The 15,187-nt window shown below is 32.6% G+C and carries 10 protein-coding genes; all 10 read right to left on the reverse strand.

Annotated elements, in window-relative coordinates; translation table 11 throughout:
- Positions 1-4: 4 nt before the first annotated feature.
- The 10 genes from Q5Y73_RS14240 to Q5Y73_RS14285 all read right to left on the reverse strand — a co-directional run bounded on the left by Q5Y73_RS14240 (position 5) and on the right by Q5Y73_RS14285 (position 15,056).
- A complete protein-coding gene (locus Q5Y73_RS14240; RefSeq protein ID WP_305992585.1) occupies positions 5-1,279 on the reverse strand; it encodes a glycosyltransferase family 2 protein in 1,275 nt (424 codons plus the stop codon).
- A complete protein-coding gene (locus tag Q5Y73_RS14245; protein ID WP_305992586.1) occupies positions 1,272-3,038 on the reverse strand; it encodes a polysaccharide deacetylase family protein in 1,767 nt (588 codons plus the stop codon). Before Q5Y73_RS14245 ends, Q5Y73_RS14240 begins: the two co-directional genes overlap by 8 nt.
- Positions 3,004-3,831 (reverse strand): GGDEF domain-containing protein, encoded by an 828-nt coding sequence (locus Q5Y73_RS14250; RefSeq protein ID WP_305992587.1) that lies wholly within the window; start codon positions 3,829-3,831, stop codon positions 3,004-3,006. The genes Q5Y73_RS14245 and Q5Y73_RS14250 overlap by 35 nt, the downstream gene beginning before the upstream one ends.
- A 7-nt stretch (positions 3,832-3,838) precedes the next feature.
- Entirely contained in the window at positions 3,839-4,990 is a 1,152-nt protein-coding gene (locus Q5Y73_RS14255; protein WP_305992588.1) for a glycosyl hydrolase family 8, read from the reverse strand.
- 289 nt (positions 4,991-5,279) lie between these two features.
- Entirely contained in the window at positions 5,280-8,348 is a 3,069-nt protein-coding gene (locus Q5Y73_RS14260) for a hybrid sensor histidine kinase/response regulator (RefSeq protein ID WP_305992589.1), read from the reverse strand.
- Positions 8,349-8,597: 249 nt separating this feature from the next.
- Positions 8,598-9,200 carry a hypothetical protein gene (locus Q5Y73_RS14265; RefSeq protein ID WP_305992590.1) on the reverse strand — a complete coding sequence of 201 codons (603 nt, stop codon included), beginning with the start codon at positions 9,198-9,200 and terminating at the stop codon, positions 8,598-8,600.
- 61 nt (positions 9,201-9,261) lie between these two features.
- Positions 9,262-9,720 carry a hypothetical protein gene (locus Q5Y73_RS14270; RefSeq protein ID WP_305992591.1) on the reverse strand — a complete coding sequence of 153 codons (459 nt, stop codon included), beginning with the start codon at positions 9,718-9,720 and terminating at the stop codon, positions 9,262-9,264.
- A gap of 40 nt (positions 9,721-9,760) precedes the next feature.
- Entirely contained in the window at positions 9,761-10,258 is a 498-nt protein-coding gene (locus Q5Y73_RS14275) for a hypothetical protein (protein WP_305992592.1), read from the reverse strand.
- Between the two features lie 573 nt (positions 10,259-10,831).
- Positions 10,832-11,983: a response regulator gene (locus Q5Y73_RS14280; protein WP_305992593.1), complete on the reverse strand. Its 1,152-nt coding sequence runs from the start codon at positions 11,981-11,983 to the stop codon at positions 10,832-10,834.
- Positions 11,976-15,056: a hybrid sensor histidine kinase/response regulator gene (locus Q5Y73_RS14285; RefSeq protein ID WP_305992594.1), complete on the reverse strand. Its 3,081-nt coding sequence runs from the start codon at positions 15,054-15,056 to the stop codon at positions 11,976-11,978. Before Q5Y73_RS14285 ends, Q5Y73_RS14280 begins: the two co-directional genes overlap by 8 nt.
- Positions 15,057-15,187 lie beyond the last annotated feature (131 nt).

Raw genomic sequence — 15,187 nt, forward strand, 5'->3', positions numbered from 1 at the left:
TACTTTAACTCCATTTATTTTTCTCTTTTCCAACAAACCTTTCTGTTTTATACCATTTCACTTCTTGTCCAAATATGATGCGTTTTATTTCTAAATACAAAGAACATACAACTAACAAAATCCATAACTGAGAGTATGTAAAATACATAAATGAAACAATAAACAAATTTTTATAATTAAATTCTGTCTTTTCAATACTTAATGTAATCATTACCTCAGTAATATAGAGAAAGTATGCTAGTATCCATAAAACTAAAGAGACTACTCCAATGTTTAATTGTAAATCTAGGAACAAATTCAATACAAATAATAGATTGGATACAATCACACCTAAAAAAAACAAAAAATATGTGAAAAAGAAATAAATTAAATCAAATAAAATAACCCTTTTTTTCAAAGAAAATATTTTAATCAAAAATTTAATTACAACATATTGATTTCCCCGTGCCCATCTTGTTCGTTGCTTCCACCATACTTTCCACGTCTCAGGCTCTTGTTCCCAAGTAATTGCAGCAGGGAAAAAACGAATATAGTATCCAAGATTATAAACACGTATTGTCAATTCAGTATCTTCAGAGAGTGCCTTTACATCCCATCCGCCCAACACTTCTAATAAGTCTCTTCGAATTGCAAAATTAGTCCCAGGGATAGTGGTCATTTTAAACCAGTTAAAACGCCCAGCTTGTGCCATCCATTGGAAACATATCGTTTCAATATTAATAAACCTTGTCAGCAAATTTCTTTTTGCATTTATAACTCGAAACTTTCCTACAATTGCACCTGCTTTAGGGTCATTTTTCAGAGCTAGCACTAAGGAGTACACTGCATTGCGCTCAGGTGTATTATCAGCATCGTATACAACGATGACTTCGCCTGTGGATTGTTGAAGCCCTTCATTCAGTGCACTGGATTTTCCTTTTCCTGCATTTGGTGGTTTGGTATTAACCACCTTTACATGTGGGTGTTTTTTAGAGATATTTGTTACGATCATCCCCGTATCATCTGAAGAATTATCATTTATCACTATAACTTCCAATCTATCATTAGGGTAATTCAATCGAACCATCGATAATACAGTTCTTTCAATAACTAGCGCCTCGTTATGAGCAGGAATCAATATGCTTACACGTGGTAATTGATCTCCAATGTTTTTCTCCCAGTCCTCTATAGGTCTTCGAAATCGAAGGTAGTGTAGATATCCACCTTGCATTAAAAACATATGGTATAACAGCATGATCCAAATCATAGCCAACGAAAAATAATAAAGGATGTTAATCATTAACTCGTCTCTCCATAAACAATTGTTTTCTTAGATTCATACGGAGGGTCAAAACATAAACAATAAACAGAAAAACAGCTACAGAAACAATAAATGCGATGCTCCATAATATCATCTCTAACTTACTTGAATTTGTTAATATTCTTCCTATTGCATTACCTTTACTATTTTCATTTTCCTCCACTCTTTCTATAATTTGCTGTCTTTTTTCCGTAAGAGACTCAACATTTATATTAAGCTGATTTATATTTTTTACATTAATCCAACTTACATCTGAGATAGACTCTACCTCATCTATCATCTCTATTAACCCATTCACTCCTAAATAAGGATGATAAAACATTCCAAAAACACTTCCTTTTATAAGACGATAGTCATCTATTTTTTTACGAAACTCCTGTAAGGGAGCTTGGGAAGACATATCATAGTACCCAACAGTTTCAGGAAGAAGCATCATACCTGACAGAGCTTGTGGCGTAGATATATATGGTGTATTCCCTATTGTTTTCCAATCACTATCACTTAGTTGGATTTGACCGACTATAATTTCAAAATATTCTGAAATAATTTGATAGCCTTGTTGACTCATTGTATAGTGAGGAGCCTCAAAACCTACGGGAGTTAAATCTAGTTCACTTAACTCTTCAATCCCCTTCTCTACTCTATTTATAATATATTCTCTTTCAAATCCCTCAATTTGTATTATATATTTTTCATATTCTTGTTTAGAAATAAATTGATGATGTTCCAACCTTTTTTCATTTTGATCCGAAGGAGCAATGATCGGAGAATTATTTAGAACATCCCAAAACTCAAAACCTTCTCCTGTTTCTGAATCACGATATTGATGAGTATATCCATGTAATAGGATACTTCCACCATGATCTTGTAAATAATGTAGTGTATCTACCAACTCTGGTTGATCCTTCAAATACTGATATTCTCCTGTCTCAGGATTTATATATACTGGAATTAAGGCAATCATAAATGGGATTTCACGATCAATTAGCTCTTGTCCAACTTCTAATAATAATTTCGGATCAGAAAACGGATGTACATCCTCTAAACGTATATAAGCTAAATGTTGTCGGGGAAGCTCCTGTTTCATAAATGAATGTAGTATTTCACTTTGTAATATTGAAAGGGGGTCAAGAGCATGATAGGCAGCAAAGTAATAGTCCTCATTCTGTGATACAACTAATGGCACGCATTCCTTCCCTCTAAAACCACAATACAAAATATCACCAGATGTCCATTCTATATGACGAATTTGTTCATTGCTTGCAAATAAATTTGGTTCTGCATCCTCACTCTTTGAAACTCCTATAATGACAGTTTCATTGTCCGCTTTAATAAATGAAAAACGATGATTGATTTGCTCTACATTATGGCCAATGACCATCATGCTCCCTGTAAATTTTTCAAAAATAGAAATTGTTCTTTCAGATAATTTCTTCCTAACTTCACCTATATAAATAAGGTGTGTAACTCCTTCCAAATCATCTGAATCTAATAGATTCTCATTAATAAACCTACTCTTATTTGTAATTCCTCCTAAGAGAAGGTCAAACATTCTTAATTTTTCGTTCATTTCATTTCCTAGGGAAGAATAAACAACAAGTACATTTAAGTTATTTCTTTCTTCTTCAGCATTTACATAAATAGGGAGAAACATCATCATAAGAAACAAGTATGGAACAAATAAAATTGATTTATACCGTTTATTATTGAACATAATATTCAAGATCCGTTGAGGCATTTTGATACAACTCCATGTAATCAGATTGCTCCATTTGATATCCAGAAACACCAAATGATTTTGTTAAAGTAATTTCAATGGAACGATTCACCAAAAGATACGTTGATAATATACGCTCCATCTTTGCCACAATGATTTCTTTACTTTCAATTGAAGCATTTACAAGTATGATCGCAAAAGTAGATGAATCTATTCGATATTTCCCATCACTTAATCGAAACTCTTTTAACATTTGGTCAGCTATATACCGTAATAAATGCTCTGCTTCACTTGCCCCATACAATTTTATAAACTGTTCCATATGTTGAATACGTATCAACATCAATGTAAAAGGAAGATTTGTCCTGTCAGATCGTTTAAACTCTTCCTCCAAATCCATAAAGAAACGTTTTCGATTATCAAACCCAGTAGTTTCATCTATACTTACAAGTCCATCAAATTTTTCAAACATTTCCTTATTCACCCTTAAAACTGAATTCACCCAATCTCTTTGAATGCCTGTAAGAACCGCCATAAGTAAAAGGAAAAACATCATGTAAATAATTTCATTTGTTTCCCACAAGAGCCTATTTGCATATATTTGATTCCATAACATTAACGTCCCAAACAAAAACAAAAACAGTAAACTGAAACCAAGGCCTGCACTTAATCCATTCATTAATCCAACAATGGATACTGTAATAATACAGGCTATAAATAAATAACTTTCCCATCCTCCTTCCTTAAACGAATAAGAACTGATTCCAAATAATAAGATGAAGATAAAAAATATAATTTGATATACAACAATCATATATTTCCTACTGTAATACTCCCTCATTTATTAACCTACTTTCTGCGAACAAAGGTAACAGGTTGTCAAATACGTGTGTATCTTTAATTTCATAATTCACATACCCTCCATAATAAGGATTTGATGGGTTATGTATACGGGAACGAATCATATGAAAATAGATATCCAATGCAAACTCAACTTCTCCAAGTTCAATTGCAGTCAATATCACTAATGCATACACAGCTGGAGATTCATATGCAACAATTGGCTTTTTTGTAGTTGAGTTATACCTTCCAAACAGTATTCCATTCTGCTCATACTCTTCTTTGATGAAGTTCCATAGTTCCACATTTTTATTACCTGTTGGCAAAACATGATACATGATATAAAGCTGATCAATTAGATTTATTTCTTTATGGTAAACATATTTTTTTTCCTTAATATTATATTGAAAAGGATAGAATCCATTTGTTGTAGGGAGGGATTGATACATCTTCAACAAATTTTTATACTTCTCTTCGTCTAGGTATCCATGCTCATATATCTGAATAAAAGCATACATGTCTAGATACGATATGGTAGAAATACCTCCAGTCATTTTCATATCCCAGTCATAATAATCTGCCCAGTACCCATCAATAAAGTGATATTCCACTATATTTTTAGACAATAAATCTGCTAGGGAAACATATCCTTCTTCATTCCAAATTTCACCGGCATTGTAAAGTGCTTTTATTATTCTAAGATCGTCAATAAGTGCGTTTGTAGAGACATTTCTTGTATGATCATTACTTACTTTCCATTTCAAAAGATTTTCTTTTACTAGGAAGTATTTTTTCAACACTTTTACATATTCTGAAAATAAAACTTGATCATTTTTTTCCACAGCATAAAGCATCCAAAGACCGATAGATTCTGAAAGAGATTCATCTCCATTTGCAACATCGTTGGAAGAAATATTGCTTTGTTTTATGTTTGTTTTCATTGTTCCATTCTCATTGATTAGAAATTTGTTGATAAATATTTCTGTTGGGAACAAAGGGTCTGTTTGAGTTCTGTTTAAATAAACTTGATTGACTGTAGCTTGAGTGGAATTCATATTTTTTTCGATGATATACGCAATAAAAAAAACAATTAGTATAATTAACACATAAAGATTTAGTTTTATATTTCTCACTTTATCTTCCTTTAAAAACATATTTTTCATTCTTTGAACTAACTCATGATCAACTTTAACAAAATACTCTCACAAAATTCTCACAACATAATATATATTCACAATTTCCCACACCAACCTTTTGTATATAGTCGATCATTGGTCAGCGCATTCTTGAAAAAACACTTAACAACAAAAAAACCACAACCAACTTTGATCTATATACAAAGTGGTAAGTGATCTTTTTTTACGTTTAGAGTTCTCGCGCTGAAAATTAGATGATCTTATCAGATGAAATGATGCTGTTATCTTATTTAGGTAAATCTAAAGTTATTCTGCTCCCTTCATTTAAGGCTGATTCTACTTCTATGTTAGCGCCCTTAATGGAATCTAGCCTCTTTTTAATGTTTGACATTCCTATACCTGAGTTCTTCAAATTTCCATTTTCAAACTGCTGTAATATTTCAGGGGATATGCCTATTCCATTATCTTCTATCACTACACGAATATACTCTAGGTCACTATAAATGGACAGTGTAACTTGTCCTATTCCATCTTTCTGAAAAAGTCCGTGTCGAATGGCATTTTCAACAAACGGTTGAATACATAATGATGGAATATGTTCATTTTCAAGACCTTCATCAACGTGATATTTGAACTCAAATCGATCAAACCTAGCTTTTTCTATTTCCACATAAGCTTTAATTAAACTCATTTCTCTTTCAAGTGGAACAACCATGGTTTTATGGTCCGTATTAAATATAATGCGTAAATACTGACTTAACATGTTCAATAAGTGTGCTGCTTTTTGCCCATCAGTGTAACAAAAAGCAATAATATTACTAATTGCATTGTATAAAAAGTGGGGTTTAATCTGAGCTTGTAAAAACGCCATCTCATTTTGAAAAGCTTCTTCCACAGATGTTTTCATAGAAAGCAGGGTCTGAATTCTTGCTATGATCGTCTTTGAGTCAAAAGGTTTAGTAATGTAATCATTCGCTCCTGCTTTAAACCCAAGTTCAATATCTTCAGGTAAATCTTTTACGGTTGCAAATAATATAGGTAATTCAAGTAAAGAATGAGTTTCTCTAATTTTTTGACACAACTCAATGCCAGACATTTCTGGCATCATCACATCTAATATGGCTAAATCAATTTGTTCAAATTGCTCTAATTTCCTCAATGCTTCTTTTCCAGAAAAAGCAGTGATTACATTAAATTCATATTTGGACAGTAAATTTAGTAAAAGATGTATATTTGATGGTTCATCGTCTACGACTAAAATGGTCTTCTCATACTGTCCCACTATGTCCAAATTATGCTGTGATGAGATGACTTTATTCTGTTGGATATTAACTTCTTTCAGTAACTCAATTTCCTCTATTTTTTTCGAACAATCTGCTTTTGGCAACGAGAAACCGATTCTAGTCCCTTTACCAACCTCTGACCAATCTACCCATATTTCACCATTCATTTTTTGAATGAGTTGTCTACTAATATATAAACCTAATCCCATACTTTGATACCCATTAAGTGGTGATGATTGATCTAGTTGTTCGAAGTAACCAAATATCTCCTCTTGTTTCTCTTCTGGAACTCCTATTCCTGTGTCCTCAACATAAAAGTAGATTTTATCATCACTTAATTTAGAAGAAATCGTAATATTACCAGCTTGTGTGTGTTTTATTGCATTATGAATTAAGTTGTATAATACTTGCCTAATCCGATTTTCATCTGCGATCACTACAGCCGGTTCATTCATTTCATTAATGAACTGAATTTGTTTCCCTTGAATTTCAAAGTTCAATACGTCAAAAACGATTTGTGTAGATACTTTTAAATCAACCTTAGTCAGTTGAAGTCTAAATTCTCCATTCTTCAATCTAGTCACATCAATAAGATCATTAACTAAGTTGGATAATTTTATAGATGTGTCATGTATCAGTGAAAGGTTTTCTTTCTGTTTAGGAGTTATCTCCTCATCTTTTTCATCAAGCAAAAATGAAGATATATTGATAATACCATGCAAAGGAGTTTTAAGTTCATGTGATGTTTTAGCTAAAAATTCATCTTTCACTTTATCAACGATTAACAGCTCTTGAGATAACTGTTCATTTTTCTTGAATGCATTGGAAAACCTCAAAGACATGAGTAAGGAAAACATTAACAAGAAAGCAAATGGCTCTATAGGAACTAAAGATAACAAAACATCTTCATAAGCAATGTCATATATTGCCATAGTATACTTGACCACATACCCACTCATGGCAATAGCTCCAAAAATCATATAAAAGCTGCCTTCCATTTTTTTTGAGGCTGCTGAAATCAATACATACGTAACATAAATGTGTGCAAAAACTATAAAAATAGCAATAGGTATATGCATCCACAGTGGTACATAATTGGGAAACACAATATAATATAGGACCATGATCGAACCTACTACTACTGCTGTCCAAACAATCCTCTTTGAAGCCACATCTTTAAATGCAGTATAGAGATATAAAAACAAGGAAATACAACCAATTACACCTGTATTAAGCTGTAATCTTAGAAAAGTATTATATGACGTTTCTGGAAAGAACATATACCATACTTTTTCACCATGAACAGCAGTAAATAATCCAACTAATAAACAATAGATGGAGAAAAAAAGCAAGAACAAATCCTTTTTCCTTTGCGAGTACATTCCTAGAAAATAAAGACCCATAATAACAAAAACAGAGGTTTGTACCCAATCATGCATCATGAGTTTATCTCTCAAATACGAAATGTGCTCTTGTTCCCCAAAATGAATAGAGTTGATAATTCCTCCACCCACTAAATAATCATAATTCGCAACTGGAATGATGATCTCATTGATCCCTTTCTCTAATGTAAAATAAACAACATAAGGTCTATTTGTAGGTGTATAGACCTCTTCTTCACCTGGATCACCACTGGATGAAACCTCTTCTCCATTAACAAAAATCCGATTAGACATATGAATTGACGACGATTTAATCCCAAAAACTTGATCCTCATCATCAATTATAATTTTTAACCTATAGGTCGCTTTTCCATATGGACTCATGGATTTACCATCGACTTCATAAGTTGTCCAATTCGCTGGAACTTGAACATAAAGAAAAGAAGCTTGTTGATTCTTAGCATTCTTAAAATCATCAGGAGTTAATAATTGGTTTGGAATAAACTCCCACTCACCATCTAGAGGAATACTTCTTTCATCAATGTGATTCCAATTTGATAAATCCAGTTCCCCATTCTTCGCTATGGGTAAATCTTGTTGAGTAAACTGATTTGAAACAAAATGAATACTTCCAAATATGATGATGTGTGCTAATATGATAATCCCAGATATGATTAGAATTTTTTTCATGATAAACCCCTTAATATATATTATCTAGAATTTATGTATCGATGTATTTCAATTAATACAGTATATCAGATCTTATTATTTCTTATGGTGGAAAAAGTGGAATAGATTATATGCTCAACAGTGTTATTAAACATCATATATTTCCGATCCACAAAAAAATTCAATATGAAATATCATTCACATTGAATCGCTTTTTAATCAACATATAACATTTTTAAAGACTGCATATTCATTCATAAATGAGACAAACTAATAAAATAGTACTATTCCGTTTTTTGAATGTAGGGACTGTGTCTTAGATTGAGTGTTTGCCTGATTGAAAATTCTACTTTCTTTATCCCAATTAGACTTTATATCTTGTTTAATTGCTGCTTGGTTTGTTGTTGTATCAGATGAATTGAATATTACAATTGAAACACCACTGCAAGTTGAAAAGATGAATTGATCTCCACTATCGTCGTTAGTTACAACAATCCCTTCTCCTACAGCAGTTACTTGCACTGGACCCAAAGTACTTATTGTTACGATATCGCCAACTTTAAACTTGTTCGTTATCGGATCTTCTATACATGCACACTCCCCTTTTACACTTTTTTGAATTGGTTTTACTAAATCTGATTGGGGTTTAGGATTATCAGGTTGGAAGGCCAAAATTTGAGAGACAGGTGCACATGAAGGGAGTCCATTTGAAGAATTAATTCCAGATACAATAAAATCTTCTACAGATATTCCTATTAATGTTAAATTTGTTATACCATAGAAAAACGTTATGTTTTCACCCTCAAATTGTTTAATCGCACATTGTAGTGGACATAAACAGCAGTCGCATACATTTTCCTGGAAATAGCCCATTTGAATCACTTCCTTTTTTTGTTTTAAATTCATTTCTTTGTTTATTTTTAAATAGATCCTTTTATAACATGTCAACAAATAGAATATTATTACATGTTGAATAGATGCGTTGAGTTCCATCAAAATTGGTTACTACGATCCCTTCCCCTACAGCATTTACTTGTAACGGACCTATAGTATTTATATTTACAATATCCCCAACTTGAAACTTATTTGTAATCGGATCTTCAACACATGCACATTCCCCTTTTACACTTTTTCGAATCGGTTTTACTAAATCTGCTGGGGTTTTAGGGTTTGTAGGTTCAAAAAAATCAATTTGAGAGATGGCTACACAAACAGGATTTCCATTCCCACTAATTCCAGATACAACAAAATTTTCTACAGATGATATAGTTAAAATCTGTCCTTCACCAGGTAATCTAAAAAAAATGGTTACCTCTTCATCTTCAAATTGTTTTAAAGCACAATGCATCGGACATAAACAACAAGCACATATATTCTTCTGGAAAACACCCATTTAAATCACTCCTTTTTTAGTTTAGTTTGTGAATAAACTTTTAACTTTGTGTATTTATTGCTTGATTTGTTGTTGTCGGAGGTAAAAATTCTACAGAGAAAACAACATTACATATTGAGATAATGGTATGAATTGGAGAATCAAGCAAATTAACTACAACAATCCCTTCTCCTACAGCATTTACTTGTAATGGAGGTGAACCATTTATTGATACAATATCCCCAACATTAAACTTGTTCGTCATTGGATCTTCAATACATCCACACTTCCCTTTTACACTTTTTTGAATCGGTTTAACTAAACCTGCTGGTGGTTTCGTGATCATAGATGCAAAAGAAAAAATTTCTGAAACGGGCACACAAGCTCTATCTCCATTCATTGTTCCAAATACAATAAAATCTTCTACAGAAGATAGGTTTAACTCTATATTGGGGTCAAGTAAGGTTGAGATAAAAACCACTTCCCCTTCAAATTGTTTTAAAGCAAATTGCATCGGACAATAACAACAATCACATATACTTTCTTGGAAAAAGCCCATTGCATCACTTCCTTTCCTAGTTTTTTATATTCATTCCATATTGTATGTTTCTACGCTTCAAATGGTTTGGACGATTGTACCACTTGTATCTATCTTAATTTCTACAAAAATAAAAACCAGAAATGAACTCATTAAGCAATGTTTAAATATGCTTTGGGAGTTAGTTCATCTCTGGTTTCCATCTTTATATCAAAATCATAATTTACTTATATAATGGTTGTTTCATCATAACGTAGTAATCAATTTCATTTCTGCGGCTCTATCAGCTCTAATATAAAGTTTATCAATGCATTGGTGTCCGTGTTTTTAAAGGCATCTATTGATGTTAAAATTTCTTTTGCTTCTTCAATGTTTCTATCCATCATTCAAATTCCCCCTAAGAAAAAATACAAAACCCACTAAAACAGTGGTTAAACAAAAGACTAAAATATTATATCAATACGCTCTTAAAAAACACTTAACAAACACCTCTAATTATGAGAAATAATACAATAACAAAAAATCCCTTAACTACTTGAACATGATATCAAAATAGTCAAAGGATTATGATTGTAAATCATTTTTTTTGTAAAGTTAGAGATTAATGTTTAATTGATTTAATATTTGTTTAGTTAATTCAGAAGGACTGATCTCTAGCTCATCTAACTTTTTAACTAATTTTTTATAAACACTTAATACTTTATCATGATTCCCCATTTTTAAGTAACAAGTCATTAATAAACGATACCCTTCTTCATTATAACTGTTTAAGTGAATTAGCTCGTTCAAAACCTCAGCAGCTTGTTGGTATTGCTCATTTTTTTTATACATTTTTGCAAGAGCCAGTCTTAACTCTAAACTCTTTTTATTTAAGCTTTCTCTTTCTTTTTCAGCCCAAAAATAATCATTGCCATCTAAAAGTATTTTATCGTTACTTATCGTTAATAACTTTTCAATTTCTTGAGTTGTTTCTGTTGAAGCATCTACTAAATCAATAGCTTTCACAAAATCTAAATAGTCTGATTGCAGGTAGTTTGCATTTATATAATATTTTTGTTCTTTAAACAAAATAATATCGGTAATTCCAAATTGCTTAAGGTTCTTACGAATATAACTAATGCATGTATGAAGGTAAACCTTTGCTTTAGTAAAATGTTCATCCCCCCACAATGCTTCAATAATGACATCCCTATGGACCCCATGCTGTGCATGTAAAGTCAAAAAAGCAAATAACTCCTTCTCCTTCGCCGTACGCCATTTATATTTTCCATATCCTTCGATAAACACCTCAAACTCCCCAAATGTCTGAACATGTATTTTAGGAGTTACTACTTCCTCAAGTCTTGAAGCCGCTGTTTTTTCAATGGCACACTTATTTGTGTCTACCACCTTTTTCTTCATTCTTTCCACTGTCTTTTGCAGTCTACCTTTTTCAAGTGGTTTTAAAATATAATCCATTGCTCCATATTCAAACGCTGAAATGGCATATTGATCATATGCAGTAGCAAATACAATTTCAATATTCGTCTGTTCATTATGGAGAAGCTCAGCAAACTCAATCCCATTCATTAGCGGCATTTCTATGTCTAAAAAAATGACATGAGGTTGATTTTGCTTTATCATCTCCAATGCTTGGGCAGGATTAGTCATTTTACCAACGACTTCGACCCCGCTTATATCATTCAGAAACAATTCTAATAAGCTTAATGCATGTTCCTCATCATCGATTAAAAAAGCTTTAATCATTACCCCTCACCTCATTCGCTTTTACATTTGGTATAGTAATGGCAACTTTTGTACCTTGATTAGGTTCACTTTCAATCTGCAACTCTGTTCCAAACAGCATCTTTATTCGTTGATGAATATTTTGAATACCCACATGCGAACCTACTGTTTCTAAGTTTAATAGATGTTTTATCTTTTCTTCTGACATACCGATTCCATTATCACTTACTTCTATAACTATTTCATTTTTATATACTTCTACCTTTAATTGAATCATTCCTTCGGTTGATTTTTTAAGAATACCGTGACGGATCGAATTTTCAATCAGTGGCTGAACAATCAGTGGCGGGATCATAAAATCTACATTTTCACCAAGTTCATATTGCATATTTATTTTCCCTTGATATCTAGATTGTTCAATTTCAACAAAAGATTTAACTAAAGATAACTCTTTTTCAAAAGGAACTAAATTTTTCGTGTTGCTGAAATCAAAGCCTTCCCTTAAAAATTTGGAAAGGTGCATCGTAACATCACGTGACTTATCCATATCCGTATAACTAAGTGACACGATCGTATTTAATACGTTAAATAGAAAATGTGGTTTAATTTGCGATTGTAGAAAGGCCATTTCCAAACTCATCACTTTATTCGCTGAACGTTTCATTTGAATTAAATTGTCCACTCTGGCTTCCATTTCTGATAGATCAAACGGTTTATGCAAAAAGTCATTCGCTCCAGCTTGAAAACCTGCTAACAGATCTTCTGCATGAATGCCTGCAGTTACCATTAACACTGGTAGCTCTGCCAAGGTATATGTTTTTCTAATTTCGGAGCAAAGCTCATAACCTGATACTTCCGGCATCATCACATCGGTTATCACTAGATCCATATGATTTTCATTGATGACAGTCAATGCTTCTTTCCCATTAGTTACACCAATCACTTCATAACTTGCAGCTTCTAATGTATCAATTAAGATTTTTAAATTTGGAAGGTGATCATCTACAACTAAGATTCTATATTCATTTTTATTGTCTGAATAATAAGGTGTTTCTAATGATACTGCAACTTCTTCCTTCACATTTTCAATTTGGCTATCTTCTCTAACCATTTGTTTAGAAGTGGCAGCTGGCAATGTAAACTCAAAAACAGAACCCTTATCTACCTCTGAGGTGACACTTATTGTTCCTTTTTGCAATTGCACCAGTTCTTTTACAATATTAAGTCCTAATCCAACTCCCATTTGACCGTTTTTTATCGCTGTGCTGCCCTGTTCAAATGCGTTAAAAATGATGTCCAACTGATCCTCTGGAATACCAGAACCAGAATCTGCAACAGAAATTTCTATGAAACCATCTGCGATCTCTTTTGCATAAACTTCAATCTCGCCTTCCTTTGTATGTTTAATGGCATTATCAATTAGATTACTTACGATTTGTTTAAAACGATATTCATCTGCCCATACATGCTTTAAATCGTTTCGTACTTTGTTTATTAGTTTGATCTGCTTCTCTTTTGCTTCAAAATCGTAAATCTTAAGGATCACCCCTACATTAGAACGAACATCAATCGATATAGGATTCACCATCAGTTCTCCTTGTTTCAAGTTAGACAGATCAAGGATATCATGGACGAGGACAGATAATCTTTTTGCAATGGATGTTATGAGCTGTAAATTTTCATTTTCCCTCGATGATAAATTTGAACCCGATTCCTTTACCATAGACTGAGTAATGTTCATAATCCCATGCAGTGGTGTCTTGAATTCATGTGAAGTTTTCGCTATAAATTCGTCCTTTACTTTATCCACTTTTATTAATTCAGTAGACAACTGCTCGTTTCTTTTAAATGTATTTGAGAATCTTAGCGACATTAAAAATGCAAGCATAAGCAAGAATATAAAAGGTTCTATTGGAAATAAAGTAATTACGCTCTCCAACGCTACGTAATATCGGAGTGAGTGTACAGTCATAGCCAAAGCCCCTATGATCATAAATACACCGCCATCCATCTTTTTCAACGTAGCCAAAACCATAACATATACAATATATGTCAATGAAACAAACATGTAAGCTGACGTAGTATGCAGGAACCACACTGGAACTAAACTTGGAAATAAAACTTCATACAGCATAATTAAACCGCCAATTGCTGTTCCAGCTATAACTATTTTTTTAGATGCTATTTCCTTGAATGCTGTATAAATGTATAACAATAAAGAAACATGGGTAGTCATAAAGGATAACAATCGAAGTCTAGATACAAGTTCATAACTGCTGTCAGGAAATACGATATACCATACTTGTTCTCCGTGAATCGCTTTAAATAAAGCAATGGCCATACAATATATTGCAAAAAGCAAATAATAATAATCTTTTCTTCTTTGAGAGTAGATTCCTATAAAATAAATACCCATGATGCCAAAAATACTAATCGTCACCCAATCATGCATTAATGCTGTATCTCTTAATTCAGAAATGCTCTGCTGCTCCCCAAAATAGATGGCTCCGCTAATACCTCCACCTGCGTAGTAATCGTAATTAGCTACTTGTACGACAATTTCATGGACACCACGCTCTAGGTTAAAATAAGTCACATAGGGTAGACTACCAGGTGAGTAGGCGCTTTTTTCATCTGCTACTGTACCTTGAGAACCCATTAACTTTCCATCTATAAATAGTTGATGAGCATTTAGAATAAATGAGGTTGTCTTTATACCATATAACATGTCCTCATCTTCAACTTTGATTTTTAAACGATAGGTTGCTTGTCCAAATTCACTCATTGGTTGACCGTCAACTTCATACGAAGTCCACATAAAGGTAGGAACATGAACATATTGAAGCGTTCTTTCATTGTTTTCAAATTGAACGAAATCATCTGGATTTAATAACTGATATGGATAATACTCCCACTCTCCGTTTAGCGGAACTCTACCATCTTCTTTAAAATCCCATTCAGATAAATCTAGCATTCCGTTGTCTGCTGTAGGCATATCTGGTGGATTCAATTGCTTTGTAAATACATTCAAAGAGCCATACGTTGATAAATAAATTAAGATTAAAATCACAAATGCGATAAAACGTTTTTTCATAGTTCTGCCAATACTCCCTTATCTTTTTAATAACGGTAACTATATGTACCATATATTAATGAAATCAATTTCAATAGTATAACAAAAAAATGAATGTTAGGGGATGGTAAACTAGCGTATTATCACCAATA

The organism is Chengkuizengella axinellae, from assembly GCF_030730905.1.
Classification (GTDB): domain Bacteria; phylum Bacillota; class Bacilli; order Paenibacillales; family KCTC-33759; genus Chengkuizengella; species Chengkuizengella axinellae.